This window comes from Bacillus sp. 17RED48 (assembly GCF_019837545.1).
GTDB classification, from domain to species: Bacteria; Bacillota; Bacilli; order Bacillales; family Bacillaceae_G; genus Bacillus_A; species Bacillus_A wiedmannii.
On sequence record NZ_JADAXG010000001.1, the window covers coordinates 391,297 to 414,716 of the forward strand.

Annotated in this window: 18 protein-coding genes and 1 other annotated feature; of the genes, 16 read left to right on the forward strand and 2 right to left on the reverse strand. The window is 37.6% G+C overall.

The genetic code is table 11. The features are described 5' to 3' along the window. Positions 1-280: 280 nt before the first annotated feature. The 5 genes from tig to ysxC all read left to right on the forward strand — a co-directional run bounded on the left by tig (position 281) and on the right by ysxC (position 7,967). Positions 281-1,558: a trigger factor gene (tig, locus tag ILT06_RS02155; RefSeq protein ID WP_064474678.1), complete on the forward strand. Its 1,278-nt coding sequence runs from the start codon at positions 281-283 to the stop codon at positions 1,556-1,558. A 264-nt stretch (positions 1,559-1,822) separates the two neighbouring features. Beyond that, entirely contained in the window at positions 1,823-3,082 is a 1,260-nt protein-coding gene (gene clpX, locus ILT06_RS02160; RefSeq protein WP_000472283.1) for an ATP-dependent protease ATP-binding subunit ClpX, read from the forward strand. Between the two features lie 106 nt (positions 3,083-3,188). Beyond that, positions 3,189-4,859 (forward strand): ATP-dependent protease LonB, encoded by a 1,671-nt coding sequence (gene lonB, locus ILT06_RS02165; RefSeq protein ID WP_064474679.1) that lies wholly within the window; start codon positions 3,189-3,191, stop codon positions 4,857-4,859. A gap of 184 nt (positions 4,860-5,043) precedes the next feature. Continuing rightward, positions 5,044-7,374 carry an endopeptidase La gene (gene lon, locus ILT06_RS02170; protein WP_000097312.1) on the forward strand — a complete coding sequence of 777 codons (2,331 nt, stop codon included), beginning with the start codon at positions 5,044-5,046 and terminating at the stop codon, positions 7,372-7,374. Next, positions 7,371-7,967, forward strand: a complete 597-nt coding sequence (gene ysxC, locus ILT06_RS02175; protein ID WP_000869124.1) for a ribosome biogenesis GTP-binding protein YsxC — start codon at positions 7,371-7,373, stop codon at positions 7,965-7,967. Before lon ends, ysxC begins: the two co-directional genes overlap by 4 nt. A 36-nt stretch (positions 7,968-8,003) precedes the next feature. Here the strand turns inward: ysxC and ILT06_RS02180 are convergent, their stop codons facing one another. Both ILT06_RS02180 and ILT06_RS02185 read right to left on the reverse strand, forming a co-directional pair. Then, positions 8,004-8,420 (reverse strand): organic hydroperoxide resistance protein, encoded by a 417-nt coding sequence (locus ILT06_RS02180; RefSeq protein WP_064474680.1) that lies wholly within the window; start codon positions 8,418-8,420, stop codon positions 8,004-8,006. A 2-nt stretch (positions 8,421-8,422) separates the two neighbouring features. Next, entirely contained in the window at positions 8,423-8,875 is a 453-nt protein-coding gene (locus ILT06_RS02185; RefSeq protein WP_044737640.1) for a MarR family winged helix-turn-helix transcriptional regulator, read from the reverse strand. Positions 8,876-9,290: 415 nt separating this feature from the next. Between ILT06_RS02185 and hemA the strand changes: the two genes are divergently transcribed. The 11 genes from hemA to ILT06_RS02240 all read left to right on the forward strand — a co-directional run bounded on the left by hemA (position 9,291) and on the right by ILT06_RS02240 (position 23,211). Continuing rightward, positions 9,291-10,625 carry a glutamyl-tRNA reductase gene (gene hemA, locus ILT06_RS02190; RefSeq protein WP_088048062.1) on the forward strand — a complete coding sequence of 445 codons (1,335 nt, stop codon included), beginning with the start codon at positions 9,291-9,293 and terminating at the stop codon, positions 10,623-10,625. A gap of 17 nt (positions 10,626-10,642) precedes the next feature. Then, the gene (locus tag ILT06_RS02195; protein WP_000008998.1) at positions 10,643-11,476 is read left to right on the forward strand and encodes a cytochrome c biogenesis protein; all 834 of its coding nucleotides are present in this window, start codon (positions 10,643-10,645) and stop codon (positions 11,474-11,476) included. 15 nt (positions 11,477-11,491) lie between these two features. Then, the gene (hemC, locus tag ILT06_RS02200) at positions 11,492-12,421 is read left to right on the forward strand and encodes a hydroxymethylbilane synthase (protein ID WP_222654796.1); all 930 of its coding nucleotides are present in this window, start codon (positions 11,492-11,494) and stop codon (positions 12,419-12,421) included. Positions 12,422-12,423: 2 nt separating this feature from the next. Further along, positions 12,424-13,176 (forward strand): uroporphyrinogen-III synthase, encoded by a 753-nt coding sequence (gene hemD, locus ILT06_RS02205; RefSeq protein ID WP_088048063.1) that lies wholly within the window; start codon positions 12,424-12,426, stop codon positions 13,174-13,176. 20 nt (positions 13,177-13,196) lie between these two features. Next, positions 13,197-14,186, forward strand: a complete 990-nt coding sequence (gene hemB, locus ILT06_RS02210; protein ID WP_001087076.1) for a porphobilinogen synthase — start codon at positions 13,197-13,199, stop codon at positions 14,184-14,186. Further along, a complete protein-coding gene (hemL, locus tag ILT06_RS02215) occupies positions 14,186-15,475 on the forward strand; it encodes a glutamate-1-semialdehyde 2,1-aminomutase (RefSeq protein ID WP_048541355.1) in 1,290 nt (429 codons plus the stop codon). The genes hemB and hemL overlap by 1 nt, the downstream gene beginning before the upstream one ends. 109 nt (positions 15,476-15,584) lie before the next feature. Continuing rightward, on the forward strand, positions 15,585-16,562 hold the full coding sequence (gene spoVID / locus ILT06_RS02220) for a stage VI sporulation protein D (protein ID WP_088048066.1): 978 nt from the start codon (positions 15,585-15,587) through the stop codon (positions 16,560-16,562). A gap of 62 nt (positions 16,563-16,624) precedes the next feature. Then, positions 16,625-17,650 (forward strand): spore coat protein YsxE, encoded by a 1,026-nt coding sequence (ysxE, locus tag ILT06_RS02225; protein WP_222654797.1) that lies wholly within the window; start codon positions 16,625-16,627, stop codon positions 17,648-17,650. 124 nt (positions 17,651-17,774) lie between these two features. Continuing rightward, positions 17,775-18,007 (forward strand) — a binding site (T-box leader). 37 nt (positions 18,008-18,044) lie between these two features. Beyond that, on the forward strand, positions 18,045-20,690 hold the full coding sequence (locus ILT06_RS02230) for a valine--tRNA ligase (RefSeq protein ID WP_064474686.1): 2,646 nt from the start codon (positions 18,045-18,047) through the stop codon (positions 20,688-20,690). A gap of 92 nt (positions 20,691-20,782) precedes the next feature. After that, positions 20,783-22,084, forward strand: coding sequence for a bifunctional folylpolyglutamate synthase/dihydrofolate synthase (locus ILT06_RS02235; RefSeq protein WP_088048067.1), 1,302 nt, complete (start codon positions 20,783-20,785; stop codon positions 22,082-22,084). A 164-nt stretch (positions 22,085-22,248) separates the two neighbouring features. After that, positions 22,249-23,211: a hypothetical protein gene (locus ILT06_RS02240; protein WP_064474688.1), complete on the forward strand. Its 963-nt coding sequence runs from the start codon at positions 22,249-22,251 to the stop codon at positions 23,209-23,211. Positions 23,212-23,420 lie beyond the last annotated feature (209 nt).

A 23,420-nucleotide genomic window follows, 5' to 3' on the forward strand; every position in this document is an offset into this window, starting at 1 on the left:
ACGAGCATATTCTATGTTATAATGTAAGGGTTGCAAAAGGCAGAAATCTGCCTGTTTGTAAGAGAAGAGAAGTGTAATTCTCTTACTTAATATGTTTCATATTATTCTCGAACAAAATATACCGTAGTTGTCTTTTAGACAATTAGTAGATTGGAACATTATATCTGAAAGCTTTTGCTAGAGGATTATTTGTACTTTTGTTATTTCAAAAAAGAGATAATGAAGATTTTAATCTATAGAGGTATGTGCATACATTATTATAGTTGGAGGGAAAGAATAAATGGCTACAAAATGGGAAAAATTAGAAGGTAACGTAGGCGTTTTAACAATCGAAGTTGATGCTAAAGAAGTAAACAACTCTATCGACGCTGCGTTCAAAAAAGTAGTACAAACAATCAACGTACCAGGTTTCCGTAAAGGAAAAATGCCTCGTCCGTTATTCGAACAACGCTTTGGTATCGAATCTTTATATCAAGATGCTATAGATATCATCTTACCAAAAGCATACGGTGAAGCGATTGATGAAGCTGGTATCTTCCCAGTTGATCATCCTGAAATCAACATCGAGAAGTTCGAAAAAAATGCTAACCTTATCTTCACTGCAAAAGTTACAGTGAAACCTGAAGTTAAATTAGGTGAGTACAAAGGTTTAGCAGTAGAAAAAGTTGAAACAACTGTAACTGACGAAGATGTAGAGAACGAATTAAAATCTTTACAAGAGCGTCAAGCTGAACTAGTTGTTAAAGAAGAAGGAACTGTTGAAAACGGTGATACAGCTGTAATCGACTTCGAAGGTTTCGTTGATGGCGAAGCATTTGAAGGCGGAAAAGGCGAAAACTATTCTCTTGCAATCGGTTCTGGTACTTTCATCCCTGGTTTCGAAGAGCAAGTAATTGGTCTTAAATCTGGTGATTCTAAAGAAGTTGAAGTTTCATTCCCAGAAGAGTACCACGCTGCTGAATTAGCTGGTAAACCAGCTACATTCAAAGTAACAATTCACGAAATCAAAACAAAAGAACTTCCTGAGTTAAACGACGAGTTCGCTAAAGAAGCTGACGAAGAAGTTGCAACTCTTGATGAATTAAAAACAAAACTTCGTACAAACTTAGAAGAAGGCAAAAAGCACGAAGCTGAGCACAAAGTACGTGACGAAGTAGTAGAATTAGCTGCTGCTAACGCTGAAATCGAGATTCCAGAAGCTATGATCGACACTGAGTTAGATCGTATGGTTCGTGAATTCGAGCAACGTTTAAGCCAACAAGGTATGAACCTTGAGCTTTACTACCAATTCACAGGTACTGACGCTGACAAGTTAAAAGAGCAAATGAAAGAAGACGCTCAAAAACGCGTAAGAATCAACCTTGTTCTTGAAGCTATCATTGAAGCTGAAAACATCGAAGTTACTGAAGAAGAAGTAACTGCAGAAGTTGAAAAAATGGCTGAAATGTACGGTATGCCAGTAGACGCTATCAAGCAAGCTCTTGGAAGCGTAGACGCTTTATCTGAAGACCTTAAAGTGCGTAAAGCTGTAGACTTCTTAGTAGACAACGCTGCATAATAAAATAACAAGGCGCGATTTTAATCGTGCCTTGTTTTATAAATATAGAAATATATTTATAAAACTTTTCGATGAAGGAGGAAAACTTCCTTTACAAGTCGAATATACATATTTCAAAAGTTTTAAAATTTTTTTATTTGTACATAACTAGTCATATTATTTGTATTTCTCGCCACGTAGTGACATAATATGTATTTACATACGATACATTTATCGTGTACATACGAAGGCAAGAGGTTAGCACTTTGTAAGGGGTGTGAAAATATGTTTAAATTTAATGATGAAAAAGGTCAATTAAAATGTTCTTTCTGTGGTAAAACACAAACGCAAGTTCGAAAGTTAGTTGCAGGTCCAGGTGTTTACATTTGTGACGAGTGTATCGAACTTTGTACTGAAATTGTACAAGAGGAGCTTGCGAAGGACGAAGAAGTAGAATTCAAAGATGTACCGAAACCGGTAGAAATTCGTGAAATCTTAGATGAGTATGTCATCGGACAAGATAACGCGAAAAAAGCACTAGCGGTAGCGGTATATAACCATTACAAACGCATTAATTCTAACAGTAAAATTGATGATGTAGAATTAGCGAAGAGTAATATTTCACTTATTGGGCCAACTGGTAGTGGTAAAACATTATTGGCACAAACATTAGCGCGTATTTTAAATGTTCCATTTGCGATCGCGGACGCAACATCTTTAACAGAAGCTGGATATGTAGGGGAAGATGTAGAAAACATCTTACTAAAATTAATCCAAGCAGCTGATTATGATGTAGAGAAAGCGGAAAAAGGAATCATTTATATTGATGAGATTGATAAAGTGGCACGTAAGTCCGAAAATCCATCAATTACACGTGATGTATCTGGTGAAGGCGTACAGCAGGCACTTCTGAAAATTTTAGAAGGTACTGTAGCGAGCGTTCCACCTCAAGGTGGTCGTAAGCATCCGCATCAAGAGTTCATTCAAATTGATACAACGAATATCCTATTCATTTGTGGTGGAGCGTTTGATGGCATTGAGCCAATTATTAAACGTCGCCTTGGTGAGAAAGTAATTGGATTTGGTGCTGAGAAGAAAAATGCTGATGTAAATGAGAAGCATGTTTTATCTCACGTTTTACCAGAGGATCTTTTAAGATTCGGTTTAATTCCGGAGTTTATCGGTCGTCTTCCAGTTATTGCGAACCTAGAGCCGCTTGATGAAGATGCTCTTGTAGATATTTTAACGAAACCAAAAAATGCACTTGTTAAGCAATTCCAAAAACTATTGGAGCTTGACGATGTTGAGTTAGAGTTTGAAGAAGGTGCACTAATTGAAATTGCGAAAAAAGCAATTGAACGTAAAACAGGTGCTCGTGGACTTCGTTCTATTATTGAAGGCTTAATGCTTGATGTAATGTTCGAACTTCCATCTCGCAAAGATATCGAGAAGTGTATTCTGACGAAAGAAACAGTAGCTGATAATGAACCACCGAAATTGGTGTTACAAGACGGTACTGTACTTGATACAAAAACATCTGCATAGTGCGAAGAAGAAACAGCAATTTTTATAATTGCTGTTTTTCTTTATGTTTAGCTATGTTCCTCCACGGAAATACTAAGTGATAAAACATTGCGGGAGGAAATAAATTATGAGCTGGACAAATATATTTTTACTTGTTCAACTTGTTTTTGGTGTAATTGTCGGATTGTATTTTTGGCATTTACTTCGAAATCAGCGAACACAAAAAGTTTCAATTGATCGAGAATCGAAAAAAGAATTAGAACAGCTTCGTAAAATGCGTGAGATTTCTTTAACAGAGCCGCTTGCGGAAAAGGTACGTCCTACATCCTTTTTAGATATTGTAGGGCAAGAGGACGGAATTAGGTCGTTAAAAGCGGCTCTTTGTGGTCCGAATCCGCAACATGTAATTATATATGGTCCGCCAGGTGTCGGGAAGACAGCGGCAGCACGTCTTGTATTGGAAGAAGCGAAACGCAATCCGAAATCTCCATTTCGTACAAATGCAACATTTATCGAACTTGATGCGACGACAGCAAGATTTGATGAACGTGGTATTGCAGACCCATTAATTGGTTCAGTCCATGATCCGATTTATCAAGGGGCCGGTGCAATGGGGCAAGCGGGTATCCCACAGCCGAAAAAAGGAGCTGTAACAGATGCGCATGGTGGTATTTTGTTCATTGATGAGATTGGTGAATTACATCCAATTCAAATGAACAAAATGTTAAAGGTGTTAGAAGATCGGAAAGTATTTTTGGAAAGTGCGTACTATAGTGAAGAAAATTCGATGATTCCAACGTATATACATGATATTTTTCAAAAAGGTTTGCCAGCCGATTTTCGCTTAGTTGGGGCGACGACACGTTCGCCAGAGGAGATTCCTCCTGCTATTCGGTCACGCTGTTTAGAAGTGTTTTTCCGTGAGTTAGATACAGAAGAGATTCAAAAAGTAGCGAAGAATGCAGCTGATAAAGTGGAAATGCAAATAGGTAAAAATGGTATTGAAATGATCGGAATGTATGCAAGAAATGGACGAGAAGCGATTAACCTTGTACAAATTTCTGCTGGTATGGCAATAAATGAAGAACGTTCTTTCATTAAAGATGAAGATATAGAGTGGGTTGTTCACTCTAGTCAACTTACACCGAAATATGAAAAACGTATTTATCCTATTCCGAGAATCGGTCTTGTAAATGGACTTGCTGTATACGGACCAAATACAGGCGCGTTATTAGAAATTGAAGTAACAGCAATCAAGGCGAAAGATAAAGGATCAGTAAATGTAACTGGTATTGTGGAAGAGGAAAGTATTGGTAGTCAAACGAAATCCATTCGCCGTAAAAGTATGGCGAAAGGTTCTGTAGATAATGTATTAACAGTACTTCGTTCTCTAGATGTGTTGCCAGAAGGGTATGATATACATATTAATTTTCCAGGTGGTATCCCAATTGATGGGCCTTCGGCAGGTATTGCTATGGCAACAGGTGTATATTCAGCAGTGCATCGTACGTATGTGAGTAATGAAGTAGCGATGACCGGTGAGATAAGTATACATGGGGAAGTGAAACCTATTGGTGGTGTGTACGCAAAAATAAAAGCCGCGAAAAAAGCAGGTGCTAAGAAAGTCATCATTCCTGCTGAAAACATGCAACCGTTTTTGTATACAATAAAAGGAATTGAAATCATTCCTGTTCGTAAGTTAAAAGAAGTATTTGAGCTAACATTTATGCAGGAAAATATGCATCGAGACCTTGATATACATAATACTGTGGATGAAACAGATGCACAATCAATGTGAGAATGAACGATAATAAAATTTGCCAGACTTCGTTTAAGTTTGTATGCTTAAGCGGAGTCTTTTTTCCTTTTTATAAGAGAGAAAAAACGAGAGATTTACAATTGCGGAAAATCTCTGCAATTGCATCTAGATGTATTGTAATATAAAATAGTTGAACAGGAGTTTAATTTATTATGGAGGTGCTATGTCTAGTATGAATACGAATGAAAGAATCGTACCCCTCCTACCATTAAGAGGCGTTCTCGTATATCCAACGATGGTTCTGCATCTTGATGTAGGACGTGATAAATCGATACAAGCACTAGAGCAGGCGGCAATGGATGAAAATATCATCTTTTTAGCGATGCAAAAAGAAATGAATATCGATGATCCGAAAGAAGATGACATATATAGTGTAGGTACAGTGGCGAAAGTGAAGCAAATGTTAAAATTGCCGAACGGTACGCTTCGTGTCCTTGTAGAAGGTTTACATAGAGCTGAAGTAGTAGAGTTTATCGAAGAAGAGAATGTAGTGCAGGTTTCTATCAAAACGGTAACTGAAGAAGTGGAAGATGATCTAGAAGAGAAAGCTCTTATGCGTACATTACTCGAGCATTTCGAACAATATATTAAAGTTTCGAAAAAAGTTTCAAATGAAACATTTGCAACGGTAGCTGATGTAGAAGAGCCAGGAAGATTAGCTGATTTAATTGCTTCTCACTTGCCGATTAAAACGAAGCAGAAACAAGAAATCTTAGAGATTGTATCTGTGAAGGAACGATTACATACACTTATTTCAATTATTCAAGATGAACAAGAGTTACTTAGTTTAGAAAAGAAAATTGGACAAAAAGTGAAACGTTCAATGGAGCGCACGCAAAAAGAGTATTTCTTACGTGAGCAAATGAAGGCGATTCAAACTGAACTTGGTGATAAAGAAGGTAAGGGCGGGGAAGTTGAAGAACTTCGTGAGAAAATTGAACAGTCGGGAATGCCTGAAGAAACAATGAAGGCTGCACTGAAAGAATTAGACCGTTATGAAAAGTTACCAGCAAGTTCTGCGGAGAGCGGTGTTATTCGCAATTATATGGATTGGTTATTAGCACTTCCATGGACAGAAGCGACAGAAGATATGATTGATCTTGCTCATTCTGAAGAGATTTTGAACAAAGATCATTACGGTCTCGAGAAAGTGAAAGAGCGCGTACTGGAATATTTAGCTGTACAGAAGTTAACGAATTCATTAAAAGGGCCTATCCTTTGCTTAGTAGGACCTCCTGGGGTCGGGAAAACTTCGTTAGCGCGTTCGATTGCAACATCATTAAATCGTAATTTCGTCCGTGTATCCCTTGGTGGTGTACGTGATGAATCGGAAATCCGTGGTCACCGTCGTACGTACGTTGGAGCGATGCCAGGACGCATTATTCAAGGTATGAAAAAGGCGAAAACAGTTAATCCAGTCTTTTTATTAGATGAGATTGATAAAATGTCTAACGACTTCCGTGGAGATCCGTCAGCGGCATTACTTGAAGTGTTAGACCCAGAACAAAACCATAACTTCAGTGATCATTACATTGAAGAACCGTATGATCTATCGAAAGTTATGTTTGTAGCAACTGCGAATACACTTTCAAGTGTTCCAGGTCCGCTGCTTGACCGTATGGAAATTATTTCGATTGCTGGCTATACAGAACTTGAAAAAGTTCATATTGCCCGTGAACATTTATTGCCGAAACAATTAAAAGAGCATGGCTTACGTAAAGGTAATTTACAAGTACGTGATGAAGCACTTCTTGAAATTATTCGTTATTATACACGTGAGGCTGGTGTTCGTACGCTAGAGCGTCAAATTGCAAAAGTTTGTCGTAAAGCAGCAAAAATTATCGTTACAGCAGAACGCAAGCGTATTGTAGTAACAGAGAAAAACATTGTTGATTTACTTGGTAAGCACATATTCCGTTATGGACAAGCCGAAAAAACAGACCAAGTTGGTATGGCAACAGGGTTAGCGTATACAGCAGCAGGCGGTGATACACTTGCGATTGAAGTGTCTGTAGCGCCAGGTAAAGGGAAATTAATTTTAACAGGTAAACTTGGGGATGTTATGAAAGAATCCGCACAAGCAGCGTTTAGCTATATTCGTTCTCGTGCAGAAGAGCTTCAGATTGATCCGAATTTCCATGAGAAAAATGATATTCATATTCATGTTCCAGAAGGAGCAGTTCCAAAAGATGGACCGTCAGCAGGTATTACGATGGCAACGGCACTTATTTCTGCACTAACAGGTATTCCTGTAAGTAAAGAAGTGGGGATGACAGGTGAAATTACACTTCGTGGTCGTGTATTACCAATTGGTGGTTTAAAAGAAAAAACATTAAGTGCTCACCGCGCAGGCTTAACAAAAATTATTTTGCCAGCAGAAAACGAGAAAGATTTAGATGATATTCCAGAAAGCGTAAAAGAAAACCTTACGTTTGTGCTTGCATCTCATTTAGATGAAGTATTGGAGCACGCATTAGTAGGAGTGAAACAATGAAAGTAACAAAAGCAGATATTGTAATTAGTGCTGTTAAACCAGAACAATATCCAGACAGTGATTTACCAGAAATTGCATTAGCAGGTCGTTCAAATGTCGGGAAGTCTTCCTTTATTAATAAAATTTTAAATCGTAAAAAGTTAGTACGTATTTCTTCTAAACCAGGGAAAACGCAAACGTTGAACTTTTTCTTAATCAATGAGATGATGCATTTTGTTGACGTTCCAGGTTATGGCTATGCGAAAGTATCTAAAACAGAGCGCGCAGCATGGGGCAAGATGATTGAGACTTACTTTACAACACGTGAGCAATTAGACGCAGCTGTATTAGTAGTTGATTTACGTCACCAACCAACAAATGATGACGTGATGATGTATGATTTCTTAAAGCATTATGAAATCCCAACAATTATTATTGCGACGAAAGCCGATAAAATTCCGAAAGGGAAATGGCAAAAGCATTTAAAAGTTGTAAAAGAAACGCTTGCTGTTGAAATTGGTGATGAAATCGTTCTATTCTCTTCTGAAACAGGACTTGGAAAAGAAGAAGCGTGGAAGGCAATTCATAGAATGACAAAAACAAAAAACGCGTGACGAATGTCGCGCGTTTTTTTTTATTTACTAAATTTTTTAGTGTACGTTTAATGTGACCTCAATATTACCTCTTGTTGCTTTCGAATAAGGACATACACCGTGAGCGGCTTCTACAAGTTCTTGTGCTTCGGTATGAGAGACGCCAGCAACGTGTACATCAAGTACAGCAGATAGGCCGAAACCACCATCTGTATCTTTTCCGATAGAAACGTGAGCAGTTACTTCTGTACTTTCTACTTTCACACGTTTTGTACGAATGACAAGTTGTAATGCACTATCAAAACAAGCGGCATAACCAGCAGCAAATAGTTGTTCTGGATTCGTTGCCTCTCCGCCTGCACCACCTAGTGCTTTCGGCATTTTTACATCAAGATTTAATATGCCATCATCTGAAATTACTTTTCCGTTTCTTCCACCTGTAGCAGTTACTGAAGCAGTATATAATTTATCCATGTTTATTCCCCTTTTCTATCATTAATTGTTTTCATTGTTTCAATTAGTTTATTTAATTGAATTAATAAAGAACGATATTCTTGTTCTGTAATTCCTAAATTTGTTGCCATCGTTGTCGGCAATGAACAAGCCTTTTCTTTTAAATCTTTACCTTGTTCTGTTAATTCAATACAAACTTTGCGCTCATCTTCTTTGGAACGAACGCGTTTTACAAGTTTTAATGATTCCATTCGTTTTAACATAGGTGTTAACGTACCAGAATCTAAAAATAAACGTTCTCCAATTTCTTTTACTGTTAGTCCATCTTGCTCCCATAGTACGAGTAAAGTAATGTACTGGGGATACGTAATACCCATCTCTTCTAAATATGGTCGATAAAAGCGGGTAACTTCTTTAGAACAGGCGTAAATAGAAAAACAAAGTTGGTTATCTAGGTGTAAAGAATTCTCTGTCATACATAACTCCCTTCCAATTAAGTTGTGCACAACTTAATTTTGTAAAATCAATATAACGAAAAAGAAATACAATGTCAAATACATTGTATTGAGAAAGTCTGTGCTACAATTTGGAACAATCATACATATTTTCCTTCATGATGAAAGAAGATAGGAAAGATGATGTTATAATTCATATGGAATAGTTTCCATCACTTGATTATGAGGGCTTTTTTTGGTAACGTACAAATAGAGTTATTAATTTATAATCATTATAAAGTAGGAAGTCTTTATTAGTTTTACTGAATCTCCTTTATTACATACGGAGAATAAATAAAAAATAATCGGTTGTTCACACGATTGTCAGATTCATAAGAGGAAAGTTGTATTATGATAGTAGATAAAGTGATAAAACGGGTGAAGGGGGACATGCTGCGTGCATATTCTTGTTGTTAGTGTAAATTATCGAACAGCCCCTGTAGAATTTCGTGAGAAACTCACATTTCAGGCAGCAGAGCTAGAGGAAGCAATGACTACATTACAAAATCAAAAGAGCGTGTTAGAGAATGTCATTGTATCAACTTGTAATCGCACTGAGATTTACGCTGTTGTCGATCAATTACACACGGGACGGTATTATATTAAGAAGTTTTTAGCTGATTGGTTTCAGCTTGAAATAGAAGAAGTCGCACCATATTTAACTATTTTTGAACAAGATGGTGCAATAGATCATTTATTCCGCGTGACGTGCGGTTTAGATTCTATGGTAGTTGGAGAAACACAGATTTTAGGCCAAATAAAAGATAGCTTTTTAGAAGCGCAACAAGTAAAAGCGACAGGCACAATTTTTAATGAGTTGTTTAAGCAGGTGGTTACGTTAGCGAAACGTGCGCACTCAGAAACGACGATTGGTGAAAGTGCGATGTCTGTTAGTTATGCCGCTGTTGAGCTCGGAAAGAAAATATTTGGTGAGTTAACAGATTGTCATGTGCTTATTCTTGGTGCTGGTAAGATGGGTGAATTGGCACTGCAAAACTTATATGGAAGCGGTGCTCGAAAAGTAACAGTCATGAATAGAACGTTTACGAAAGCGGAAGTAATGGCTGAGAAATATATGGGACATGCAAAGCCTTTAAGTGAATTGCAATGTGCATTATTAGAAGCAGATATTTTAATTAGTTCAACTGGTGCATCTGAATATGTCATTACGAAAGAGATGATGACAAAGGTAGAGAAAATGCGCTCTGGTCGTCCGTTGTTTATGGTGGATATTGCAGTGCCGCGTGATATTGATCCAGCGATTGATGAACTAGAAGGTTCTTTCTTATATGACATTGATGATTTGCAAGGAGTAGTGGAAGCAAATCGTGCTGAGCGTTTGAAAGAAGCAGAGAAAATTCAATTTATGATTGAAGAGGAAATTGTTTTATTTAAAACGTGGTTAAGTACACTTGGTGTTGTTCCGTTAATAGCAGCTCTTCGTGATAAGGCACTTGCTATCCAAAGTGAAACGATGGAAAGCTTGGAACGAAAAATACCGAATCTTAGTGATCGTGAGAGAAAAGTAATTAGTAAGCATACGAAAAGTATTATTAATCAATTATTAAAAGACCCAATTTTAGTAGCGAAAGAAATAGCTGCTGAAGAGGGAGCAGACGAAAAATTAGCGTTATTTGCAAAGATTTTTGACTTAGAAATGGAAGATGTAGAGAGTTGTGCGGAAGAAGTAGAACATAAAAGAGCGTGGACACCATCCGTTCCATCTTTATAATTTGGAAGGATGATCGGATGAGTTTTTTAAATAACAGTATTATTTATCATATTGCAATTATTTTATATGCTTGTAGCATTAGTTTATATTTTATAGATTATTTCCAAAGTAACCGAAAGGCGAACCGATTTGCTTTTTGGTTACTTTCGATTGTATGGGTTCTGCAGTCTATCTTTATGTTACTTAGGGCTACAGATTCAGAAACGAACCCTATATTAACTTTATTATCAGGGATTTATTTTTATGTTTGGCTATTGATTACGATGTCGTTAGTCATTAATCGATTTATGAGAATTGACTTTTTAGTCTTTTTTACAAATGTTGTCGCATTTGGCGTAAGCGCTTTTTCTATTTTTACACCGCTCGGAAAGATGTCGCCGGTACTGGCAGAGCAATTAGTTTCAGAACTTGTATATGTACATGTCGGTATGGCTATTATTTCTTATGCAACTTTCACTGTATCGTTCATTTTTTCTATTATGTATTTATTGCAATATCGCCTATTAAAAAAGAAAAAATGGAATGCGAGATTAAGAAGGTTAGGGAATTTACCGAAGCTAGAATCGATGTCTTACGGATTAAATTTATTTTCTGTTCCATTTTTCTTACTAGCCATTTTATTAGGATGCATATGGGGATATACGAAATTGGACAATTTCCATTGGTATGATACGAAAGTGATCGGGTCTTTTGTCGTTCTATTTGTATATTGTGCTGGCCTATATTTACGAGTGGCAGATGTGTTGCAAGGGAAGAAAATCGTGCAGTGGAACATCGGAGCATTTCTCGTAATGCTAATCAATATTTTTCTATTAAGCAGTTTATCCAACTTCCACTTTTGGTATTTATAATGAGGAGAGAGAATTATGCGCAAAATTATTGTAGGGTCACGAAAGAGTAAATTAGCATTAACGCAAACAAACTGGTTTATTGATCAGTTAAAAGCACTAGGTTTACCATATGAATTTGAAGTGAAAGAAATCGTCACAAAAGGTGATGTTATTTTAGATGTTACTCTTTCAAAAGTAGGCGGAAAAGGCTTGTTTGTTAAAGAGATTGAACATGCGTTACTTACGAAAGAAATTGATATGGCTGTACATAGTATGAAAGATATGCCGGCCGTACTTCCAGAAGGATTAATGATTGGTTGTACACCGAAGCGTGTTGACCCTCGTGATGCTTTTATCTCAAAAAGCGGAGCATCGTTTAAAGAGTTAGCAGAAGGCGCTATTTTAGGTACGAGTAGTTTAAGACGCAGTGCACAATTATTAGCTGCGAGACCAGATTTACAAGTGAAGTGGATTCGAGGGAATATCGATACACGTTTACGTAAATTACAAGAAGAAGATTACGATGCAATCATTTTAGCAACAGCTGGATTACAAAGAATGGGCTGGGATAATGAAGTTATTACAGAACATTTAGATGAGACGTTATGTGTACCTGCTGTAGGACAAGGTGCATTAGCGATTGAGTGCCGTGAGGATGATAAGGATTTACTACAGTTGTTAGCGCATATGAATGATGCAGTAACAGAAAGGACAGTCGCAGCAGAACGAGTATTTCTTCATAAACTTGAAGGTGGATGCCAAGTTCCGATCGCTGGATATGCAACTCTTACAGAAAATGATGCAATCCAATTAACAGCTCTTGTCGGTTCTATGGACGGTTCTGTTTTATTGAAAGAGACAGTAGTAGGAACTAATCCAGAGGAAGTAGGATTAGAGGCTGCGGACCGTTTAATTAAACAAGGCGCAAAAGAACTCATTCTTGCTGCAAATAAGGGGCAACAATAAATATGAACGCTCTCGCTGGCAAAACGGTATTAATTACACGTGCCCAGCATCAAGCGAAACAAATGAGTGTAGCGGTGAAAGAAAAGAGCGGAATTCCATTGGAAATTCCGCTTTTGCGTATGGAAGGTATGTCTCATAGGCAAATTCAACATATAGCAGGGCAGCTGCATTCGTATGACTGGGTTATTTTTACGAGTAAAAATGGGGTAGCTTTTTTTCTAGATAGTTTGAGAAAGAAGCTACCCGCAAAGACTAAAATTGCTGCAGTAGGCGTGAAAACAAGGTTAGAGTTAGAAAAGCGGGGCTATCAAGTGGACTTCGTTCCAACTTCATTTGTTGCAGAAGTATTTGCAGAAGAGTTTGTAAAAAGACTAAGTGGAAACGAGTGCATTTTATTTCCGAAAGGGAATTTAGCAAGAGATGTAATTCCAGTTGCACTTCGCGAAATTGGTGTTTCTCTAGAGGAGCTAATCGTATATGGTACGAAAGAGAATATAGAGAAAAGGCAAGAGCTTATAGTAGCGTTAGAAGTAGGGAAAGTAGAAATTATTACATTTACGAGCCCTTCAACTGTTACTAGTTTTGTTCGTTTACTTGAGGGTACAAACTGGAGAGAATGGACAAAAAACTGTACAATTGCTTGTATAGGGCCTATTACGGAAAAAGAGGCGATCCTTTATTTTCCACATGTTATTACGCCGAAAGAGTACACTGTAGAAGCATTACTACAATGCATTTGTGAATCTATAAAATAAAAGAATGGGGATAGAAATCTATGAACTCTTTACAATTTAATCGTCATCGTCGCTTAAGACAAAGCGGTAATATGCGTGCGCTTGTGCGTGAAACGTTTTTACATACGGAAGATTTTATTTACCCTATTTTTGTATTAGAAGGAGAAAATGTTCGTAATGAAGTGCCTTCTATGCCAGGCGTATATCAAATGTCTTTAGATTTATTGCAAGCTGAAATGCAAGAGGTTGTTGATTTAGGTATTCGTTCTGTTATTGTATTTGGTTTACCTGCTGAAAAAGATGAAGTTGGATCATCAGCATATTGTGATCATGGAATTGTGCAACGTGCAATTAAGCAAATTAAAGGTGAATTCCCTGAGCTAGTAGTAGTTGCAGATACATGTTTATGTCAATTCACAAGCCATGGTCATTGCGGTGTAATTGAAGATGGTATTATTTTAAATGACGAGTCTCTTGCAGTTCTTGCGAAAACAGCTGTAAGCCAAGCGAAAGCAGGAGCGGACATTATTGCGCCATCAAACATGATGGACGGATTCGTAACAGCAATTCGCCATGCATTAGATGAAAATGGTTTTGGACACGTACCAGTAATGTCGTACGCTGTGAAATATTCATCAGCATTTTACGGACCATTCCGTGATGCGGCGCACGGTGCCCCGCAATTTGGTGATCGTAAAACATATCAAATGGATCCAGCGAACCGTATGGAAGCATTCCGTGAAGCAGAATCAGATGTAATGGAAGGGGCAGATTTCTTAATTGTAAAGCCAGCTCTTTCTTACTTAGATATCGTTCGTGATGTGAAAAATAACTTTAATTTACCAGTCGTTGCTTATAACGTAAGTGGTGAATATTCGATGATTAAAGCAGCGGCGCAAAATGGTTGGATTAATGAAAAAGAAGTTGTACTTGAAAAATTAATTAGCATGAAACGTGCAGGAGCAGATTTAATTATTACGTATCATGCAAAAGATGCAGCAAGATGGTTACAAGAAGGAGGCGCTAAATAATGAAAAAGTTTGATAAGTCGATTGCGGCGTTTGAAGAGGCACAAGATTTAATGCCTGGTGGCGTAAATAGCCCCGTTCGTGCTTTTAAGTCTGTTGGTATGAATCCGTTGTTTATGGAGCGCGGAAAAGGCTCTAAAGTATATGATATCGATGGAAATGAATACATCGATTACGTATTATCATGGGGTCCTTTAATTCATGGTCATGCGAATGATCGTGTTGTTGAAGCTTTAAAATCTGTTGCTGAAAGAGGAACAAGCTTCGGTGCCCCAACGGAAATTGAGAATAAATTAGCGAAACTTGTTATTGAGCGCGTACCATCAATTGAGATTGTACGTATGGTTAACTCTGGAACAGAAGCGACAATGAGTGCACTACGTTTAGCTCGTGGTTATACAGGACGTAATAAAATTTTGAAATTCATCGGTTGTTACCACGGTCATGGTGATTCGTTATTAATTAAAGCGGGTTCTGGTGTGGCGACGCTAGGTTTACCAGATAGCCCTGGTGTACCAGAAGGTGTAGCGAAAAATACGATTACCGTAGCGTATAACGATTTAGAAAGTGTGAAATACGCTTTCGAACAATTTGGTGATGATATTGCTTGTATAATTGTAGAACCAGTAGCAGGAAATATGGGTGTTGTTCCTCCGCAACCAGGATTTTTAGAAGGTCTTCGTGAAGTAACAGAGCAAAATGGTGCATTGCTTATTTTTGATGAAGTCATGACAGGATTCCGAGTTGCTTATAATTGCGGACAAGGTTATTACGGTGTAACACCTGATTTAACTTGTTTAGGTAAAGTAATCGGTGGTGGCTTACCAGTAGGAGCATACGGTGGTAAAGCAGAAATTATGCGCCAAGTTGCACCGAGCGGACCGATTTACCAAGCAGGTACTTTATCAGGTAACCCACTTGCAATGGCAGCAGGTTATGAAACGTTAGTACAGTTAACGCCAGAATCATATGTAGAATTTGAGCGTAAAGCTGAAATGTTAGAAGCTGGCTTACGTAAAGCGGCTGAAAAACATGGCATTCCGCATCATATTAACCGTGCGGGTTCTATGATTGGTATTTTCTTTACAGATGAACAAGTTATTAATTACGATGCAGCAAAATCTTCAAACTTAGAATTCTTTGCGGCTTACTATCGTGAAATGGTAGAACAAGGTGTATTCTTGCCACCATCTCAATTCGAAGGTCTATTCTTATCGACAGCACATAGTGATGCAGATATTGAAGCGACGATTGCAGCAGCTGAAATTGCAATGTCAAAATTAAAAGCTTAATTGTTGAAAGAAAATCGCTCTCCATAAGGGGAGCGATTTTTTTTATTCATAAAGTCAGCTTTCCATACATAAATCTGTAATGACATATAGTTTGGGAGGGGGAAAAGAAGTGGCAACAGATCATTCATTACGTTTTTCATTAAAAGAATCTGTTTGGTTCCAAAAAGGACAGGAAGTCGAAGAACTTTTGTCAATTTCGTTAGATCCAGACGTTGAGATAGAAGAGCTTGATCATGAAGTTATCGTGAGAGGGCAATTAGATTTAACGGGAGAGTATGTTGCGCGGCAAGATGATTCGGCTTATTCATTAAGAGATTTATCGCCAGCGAAATCAATTGATTATGTAGAAACAAGGGAAGATGGGGTTAATGAACTTGTTCATTCCTTTCCGCTTGAAATATCAATTCCGAGAAACCGTGTGAAAGTAATTGAAGAACTATATGTATCTATTGAGGAATTTGATTATGAATTAAAGGAAAATGGTTGCTTACAATTATTAGCGGATATATCTATCACTGGTTTATGTGATGAAGAAAGAATCGAGGATGAAGAGGAAGAAACAGCGTATGCTGAGTTAGAGACTGATTCCGCACAAGAAGATGAAAATAGACCTGCCATGCACGTAGAAGAACCAGTCTATAAGGAATCAGATGAGTGGGAAGATTACGCATTTGAACCGTTTCAACTAGAGGAAAGAAAAGAGCAGGAAGTAGAGGAAGAGGAAGTAGAAGAACATGAATTTGTGGAGCGTGAAGAGGAGAAAGAATCAACGCCACAATTTGAATTGTTCGGAAGAAAAGATTTCAAGAAAGAAAAAGCGAAAAAACAAGAAGAGCAAGAAGAAGAAACGTATTCACAGCGGGATGAAAATGCACTTTATTTAACGAAAATATTTACGAAAGAACCGGAAGAAGAATTTACAAAGTTAAGAATGTATTTCGTGCAAGAAGGGGATACAATCGAATCTGTTGCAGACCGTTATGAAACGTCTGTACAAAACTTATATCGTGTCAATCAAACAGAAGATATATATTTAACTGCGGGACAAATTATTTATATTCCTGTTTCAAGGGCAAAAGCGAAGTAAGTGAGTGTTTTCACTCACTTATTTTCCTAAAGGCTATGTTTTGAATAGAAAGGGTTATTCGTATGGATATTGAATTACGAAATCGCTATGAACCCATTGTAAGGCAATATAGATTGGATACACAGCATATGGAAGAGCACGGAAGTGTAACGAAAATTTACACGAATCAAGGTCCGTATGCGCTCAAGAAAATAGAAGACGGGAAGTTAGAGCGGAATAACTTTTTGCACCATATTCAATATTTGAAGGAGAACGGTTTTTCAAATTATGTACCTATATACCATGCGACGGATGGAAATTATATTTTAAGTGACGGGACGTATAATTATTATTTAATGCCTTGGTTAGAACGTGCGGAAGGCAACGGCGAGGATAATGATCAATACCATAAAATGTTTCAAACTCTCGGGACGTTACATCAAAAAACGGTGAAAGAAGAAACGTATACAGAAGAAGATTTAGAAAAACATTATACAAATATATCCGATCGCTGGAAGAATGATGGTGAGATGTTAGAAGAGTTTCTCGTAGAATCTGAAGCGAAGTGGTATATGTCTCCGTTTGAATTGCAATATTGTACGTACTATCATCATGTAATGAGGGCGCGTGAGTTTGCAACGAAGCAATTAACTGAGTGGAACGATGCGATGAAGGAAAAAGAAAAAACACGTATTACTTTTGTACATGGTAACGTATCGCTTAATCATTTCTTATTTGATTATGAACGGAATGGCTATTTTATTAGTTTAGAAAAATCGAAGTTTGCCACACCGGTGCAAGATATAGTAGGGTTTTATTCTCGGTCTTTAAACACGTATCCAATTGCGCGAAGTGATCGGTTTGAATGGTATCAAATGTACCAAAAAAATTTCCCTTTTACGAAAGAAGAGCAACTACTCATGTTTGCGTATATGACGTATCCATCGCAATTTATTCGGCAAATCCAGTCTTATAAGAAAAGAAGAGAGAGTCGCAATGAGGACAATGAACTTCTCGGAGTAAAGAGCTTACAACAATCGCATTGGCTCGTTAGCAATATAGAATATTTCCTTTCGCAATTACAAGCTGCCCAGCAAGGGAACGGATAAAAAGATAAGTAGTATCTCTACTTATCTTTTTTTTTTCGTTCGTCCAAAAAGCCGTAGTATTAAATTTATCTTGACGAATAGGGTTTCGTTTTTTACACTATTGTATATAATAATTAACAATCATATAAATGCCTTGAAAGGGAAGAGTATAACAAGAAACGTCTTCAGAGAGGAGAATCATTAGCTGGAAGATTCTCTAGATAGTTATGTTAGAAGGTAGCCCTGGAGCATCTTTTCTGAACGGAATAGTTCTCATTAGGAAAAGACGGATTTGTCCGTTATCAAATTAAGAGTATAAGCAAATTCCTGAATTTGTTTGTAAATAAAGGTGGTACCGCGATGTCCCTCGTCCTTTTTGGATGAGGGGCATTTTTTATTTTAAGGAGGGAAAATAATGTCAAACACGGAAAAGAATTTACCAACTAAATATGATCATATGTCCGTTGAAGAAGGCCTTTATCAATGGTGGCTTGAAGGCAAATATTTCGAAGCAACAGGAGATGAGAAGAAACAACCATATACAATTGTAATTCCACCTCCGAACGTAACTGGTAAGTTACACTTAGGTCATGCTTGGGATACAACTCTTCAAGATATTTTAACTCGTACGAAGCGTATGCAAGGTTACGATGTATTATGGCTTCCAGGAATGGACCATGCGGGTATCGCAACACAAGCGAAAGTAGAAGGAAAACTTCGTGAAGAAGGTATTTCACGTTACGATCTTGGCCGTGAGAAATTCCTTGAAAAAGCTTGGGAATGGAAAGAGGAATACGCGTCTCACATTCGTCAACAATGGGGGAAAGTTGGTTTAGGACTAGACTATTCTCGTGAACGTTTCACATTAGACGAAGGTTTATCTGATGCGGTTAATAAAGTATTCGTTCAATTATACGAAAAAGGCTTAATTTACCGCGGTGAATATATTATTAACTGGGACCCAGCAACACGCACAGCTCTTTCTGATATTGAAGTAATTCATAAAGAAGTTCAAGGTGCGTTCTACCATATGAACTATCCATTAACAGATGGCTCTGGTCATATTCGTCTTGCGACTACTCGTCCAGAAACGATGCTTGGTGATACAGCAGTAGCAGTTCATCCAGAAGACGATCGTTACAAACATTTAATCGGAAAAACAGTTACACTTCCAATCGTAGGCCGTGAGATTCCGATTATTGCTGATGAGTACGTAGAAAAAGATTTCGGAACAGGCGTTGTAAAAATTACACCAGCTCATGACCCGAATGACTTTGAAGTAGGTAACCGCCATGACTTACCACGTATCTTAGTAATGAACGAAGATGGATCAATGAACGAAAAAGCTGGTAAGTATAACGGTATGGATCGTTTCGAATGCCGTAAAGCGTTAGTGAAGGACTTACAAGAAGCGGGCGTATTAGTAGAAATCGAGCCTCATATGCATTCAGTAGGTCATAGTGAGCGTAGTGGTGCAGTTGTTGAGCCTTACTTATCAACACAATGGTTCGTAAAAATGGCTCCACTTGCTGAGAAGGCAGTAGAGCTTCAACAAAAAGAAGAAGAGAAAGTAACGTTCGTACCAGAGCGTTTCGAAAACACATATTTACGCTGGATGGAAAACATTCACGACTGGTGTATTTCTCGTCAATTATGGTGGGGACACCGTATTCCAGCTTGGTATCATAAAGAAACTGGTGAAGTATACGTAGGTACAGAAGAGCCAGCAGATATTGAAAATTGGAATCAAGATAACGACGTACTTGATACATGGTTCAGTTCAGCGTTATGGCCATTCTCAACACTTGGTTGGCCTGATGAAGATGCAGCAGACTTCAAACGTTACTATTCAACAGATGCATTAGTAACGGGTTATGACATCATCTTCTTCTGGGTATCTCGTATGATTTTCCAAGGTTTAGAGTTTACAGGCGAGCGTCCATTTAAAGATGTATTAATTCACGGTTTAGTTCGTGATGAGCAAGGACGTAAAATGAGTAAATCTCTTGGTAACGGTATTGATCCAATGGATGTTATCGAGAAGTACGGTGCAGATGCAATGCGCTATTTCTTATCAACAGGAAGCGCACCAGGTCAAGATCTACGTTTCAGTATGGAAAAAGTAGAGTCTACTTGGAACTTCATTAATAAAATTTGGAACGCATCACGTTTCGTATTAATGAACATGGATGATATGAAGTATGAAGAAATCGATTTAACTGGTGAAAAATCAGTTGCGGATAAGTGGATTTTAACTCGCTTAAACGAAACAATCGAAAGCGTAACGCGTAACATGGATAAATATGAGTTCGGTGAAGCTGGTCGTTCATTATACAACTTCATTTGGGACGATTTCTGTGACTGGTACATTGAAATGGCGAAACTTCCACTATACGGTGAAGATGAAGCAGCTAAGAAAACAACTCGTTCTATTTTAGCTTACGTATTAGACCAAACAATGCGTCTATTACACCCATTCATGCCATTCGTAACAGAGAAGATTTGGCAACATTTACCACATGAAGGCGAATCTATTACAGTAGCAGCATGGCCAACAGTTCGCGAAGATTTACAAGATACAGAAGCTGCGGCAGAAATGCACCTTCTAGTTGATATCATTCGCTCTGTTCGTAACATCCGTGCAGAAGTTAATACGCCAATGAGCAAAAAAGTTCAAATGCAAATTAAAGCAAAAGATGAGGCTGTACTTGCTCAACTTACAAAAAACAGCTCTTACATTGAGCGTTTCTGTAACCCAAGCGAATTAATAATTCAAACGGATTTACAAGCACCAGAAAAAGCGATGACTGCAATCGTATCAGGTGCAGAGTTATTCTTACCGTTAGCTGATCTTATCAATCTTGATGAAGAGAGAGCACGTCTTGAGAAAGAATTTGAGAAGTTCGACAAAGAAGTAGAACGTGTACAGAAGAAACTTTCAAACCAAGGTTTCGTAGCGAAAGCTCCTGCAGCAGTTATTGACGGAGAGCGTGCGAAAGAGCAAGATTACCTAGAAAAACGTGAAGCAGTTCGCCAACGTCTAGCAGATCTTGAAAAGTAAAATATTTTTTAGAGGCTCACTATATTGGTGGGTCTCTTTTCTTTGCGTATAATAGGAGTATGAAGGTTGTCTTTTGAAAGGGGAAAGCATACGTGATACATACATACGAAGAAGCGATAGGGTGGATTCATAGCCGATTGAAGTTTGGTATTAAACCAGGATTAGAAAGAATGAGATGGATGCTAGAAGAGCTTGGAAATCCAGAGCGTCACATAAAATGTGTTCATCTTGCTGGCACAAATGGAAAAGGTTCAACGTTAACATATATGCGCTACATGTTAGAAGATGCAAAGTATAAGGTAGGAACATTTACCTCTCCATATATTGAAACATTTAACGAACGTATTAGTGTGAACGGGACACCAATTGCAGATGAAGAGATTACTGAACTTGTAAAGATGGTAAAGCCAGTCGTTGAAAAACTAGATGAGACGGATTTAGGGGAAGCGACTGAGTTTGAAATTATTACTGTTATGGCAATTTGTTATTTCGGTAAAGTTAATTTCTGTGATGTTGTTTTATTTGAAACAGGGCTTGGAGGGCGCTTTGATTCTACGAATGTTATTCATCCTGTTCTTACGATTATTACAAATATCGGCCACGATCATATGCATATTTTAGGGAACACACTAGGAGAAATTGCATATGAAAAGGCGGGGATTATTAAATCTGGTGTTCCAGTTATTACTGGTGTACGAGATGAGGAAGCATTGCAAGTCATTCAAAAAGTTGCAAAGGAAAATCATGCAAACTTATACGAGATGGGCAAGCATTTTACAGCGTTACATAAACAGTCTAGTGAAGATGGAGAACAGTTCGATTTCACTTGTCCCTTTGCCAGCTTTGAAGATGTGCGAATCTCAATGAAAGGTATTCACCAAGTAGGAAACGCAGCACTTGCACTTATGGCAGTCATGTATGTCAAAACATACTTATCATTTTTAATTGAGGAAGAAGAAATAAGAACTGGATTACAGGAAGCGTATTGGATTGGGCGATTTGAAAAACTGCAAAGCAATCCAGATATTATTATAGACGGTGCCCATAACCCAGAAGGTATCGAAAGTCTTGTGAAAACAGTAGAATCACATTACAAAGATAAAAATGTAATAGTTTTATTTACTGCCCTAGGTGATAAACAATTGCATAATATGGTAGATCAATTAGAAACCATTGCCGATGAAATTATTTTTACAACATTCGCCTTTGATCGTGCTATTTCTGCTGACAAGCTTGCATCGTATTCAAAGAAAAAGTCAAAATTAGTTTTTGAAAATTGGAAAGAGGCAATTGATACGAAGGTTGAAATGATTGGAGAAAATGATGTTTTTATCATAACAGGTTCTCTTTATTTCATTTCGGAAGTTCGAAAATATATTCGCGAGAAAAACTAGATAGTCTTTGCTATCTAGTTTTTTGTTCTACAAATGAAGTCAAATGCATACATATAAGATAAATATATAGGGTTATTTGGCGAATTCCTCTGACAAATATCTCGTTTTTTTGTGAAATGAATATGATATGATGCGGACAACGATAAGAGGTGAGGTGTGAGTGTATGGACAAGCAATCACGAACGATCTCAGTGAAAGTGAATGGAGCAGAAGCTAAGTATGAGGAGAAAAAGAAAGATGAATTTGAATGGATGGTAGTAGAAAGTGAAAGACCGAAAAACGTTGTTCCGTTTCAAAAAGCGAAATTGGTGTCTAAGGAAAAAAAACGAAAGAAGTGGAGCAATACGTTAATTGCAATCGTTGCAACTGCAATTGTTATTGGTACGGCGTTTGGGATGGGAATGCTACAGTTACTGAAAGGACAAGGTGCGACAGGGGGAAGCGAAGTAACAGCTTCGAAGCAGATGCGAAATGAAGAATCAAAGGTGGGCGGAACGGCAGAACAAACACCGGCACCAAAAGAAGAAAAACAAAAAGCACAGACAGGAACGTCATTAGATCCAATGAAATTATTTTTTGTGCAAGGAGGAATTTATTCTTCCGAAGAAAAGGGACAGGCCGCTCTTGAAGAGTGGAAAGGTAATGGAGGCGTTGCAGCTTTAAAACCGAGCGGTGATAAGTATGCATTAGTTGTTGGTGTTGCTAGCGATGAACAAGGCATAAATCAATTAATGACGCAGTATAAAAATGATAATGTCTCCGTATTGAAAAAGAACTGGGATATAACAGATAAAGCGTTACTTAAAGATGATAAAGAAGTTGGGGCGTTTTTAACAAAAGTACAGCCATTATATACTCATTTAGCAAAATATGCTTCCAGCGTACAAGTTAGTGGAAAAAGTAATGCAAAAGATATAGGTGCGATTGAAAAAGAGTGGAAAGCAATTGAAAAAGAAGGGAAAAGTATGAAGCAGGAAGAAGCAAAGAAATTGTATATGTATACGTCAGTAGCTGTGCAAACAGTGAAGGATGGAAAAGGTGATAAGGAATCTTTGGCGAAATTAAATCAAGTTATTATTGATGGTATACTTTCATATGAAAAAATTGTTTCCCAAAAGGTGAAATAATAGGATAATGAAATGACGAAGGAAGAAGTATAGGTACTTCTTTCTTTTCTTTTGAATTTAGAGCAAAATGCTTTCTCTATGGCAGGAATATAATCGTATTTTAGTAAAAAGTATTATTTTATTTAGAGAAAATAATATTTCTTTCATTTGTGGACAAACTATTCCTTTGATACGATTGATGTAAATGATTCTGCTTCATGTGAGAAAGG

What these genes read in the sequence shown, in the direction of transcription:
- tig (WP_064474678.1), top strand. Translation starts at nt 281, where the DNA reads ATGGCTACAAAATGGGAAAAATTAGAAGGTAACGTAGGCGTTTTAACA.
- clpX (WP_000472283.1), top strand. Translation starts at nt 1,823, where the DNA reads ATGTTTAAATTTAATGATGAAAAAGGTCAATTAAAATGTTCTTTCTGT.
- lonB (WP_064474679.1), top strand. Translation starts at nt 3,189, where the DNA reads ATGAGCTGGACAAATATATTTTTACTTGTTCAACTTGTTTTTGGTGTA.
- lon (WP_000097312.1), top strand. Translation starts at nt 5,044, where the DNA reads ATGTCTAGTATGAATACGAATGAAAGAATCGTACCCCTCCTACCATTA.
- ysxC (WP_000869124.1), top strand. Translation starts at nt 7,371, where the DNA reads ATGAAAGTAACAAAAGCAGATATTGTAATTAGTGCTGTTAAACCAGAA.
- ILT06_RS02180 (WP_064474680.1), bottom strand. Translation starts at nt 8,420, where the DNA reads ATGGATAAATTATATACTGCTTCAGTAACTGCTACAGGTGGAAGAAAC.
- ILT06_RS02185 (WP_044737640.1), bottom strand. Translation starts at nt 8,875, where the DNA reads ATGACAGAGAATTCTTTACACCTAGATAACCAACTTTGTTTTTCTATT.
- ILT06_RS02195 (WP_000008998.1), top strand. Translation starts at nt 10,643, where the DNA reads ATGAGTTTTTTAAATAACAGTATTATTTATCATATTGCAATTATTTTA.
- hemC (WP_222654796.1), top strand. Translation starts at nt 11,492, where the DNA reads ATGCGCAAAATTATTGTAGGGTCACGAAAGAGTAAATTAGCATTAACG.
- hemD (WP_088048063.1), top strand. Translation starts at nt 12,424, where the DNA reads ATGAACGCTCTCGCTGGCAAAACGGTATTAATTACACGTGCCCAGCAT.
- hemB (WP_001087076.1), top strand. Translation starts at nt 13,197, where the DNA reads ATGAACTCTTTACAATTTAATCGTCATCGTCGCTTAAGACAAAGCGGT.
- hemL (WP_048541355.1), top strand. Translation starts at nt 14,186, where the DNA reads ATGAAAAAGTTTGATAAGTCGATTGCGGCGTTTGAAGAGGCACAAGAT.
- ysxE (WP_222654797.1), top strand. Translation starts at nt 16,625, where the DNA reads ATGGATATTGAATTACGAAATCGCTATGAACCCATTGTAAGGCAATAT.
- ILT06_RS02230 (WP_064474686.1), top strand. Translation starts at nt 18,045, where the DNA reads ATGTCAAACACGGAAAAGAATTTACCAACTAAATATGATCATATGTCC.
- ILT06_RS02240 (WP_064474688.1), top strand. Translation starts at nt 22,249, where the DNA reads ATGGACAAGCAATCACGAACGATCTCAGTGAAAGTGAATGGAGCAGAA.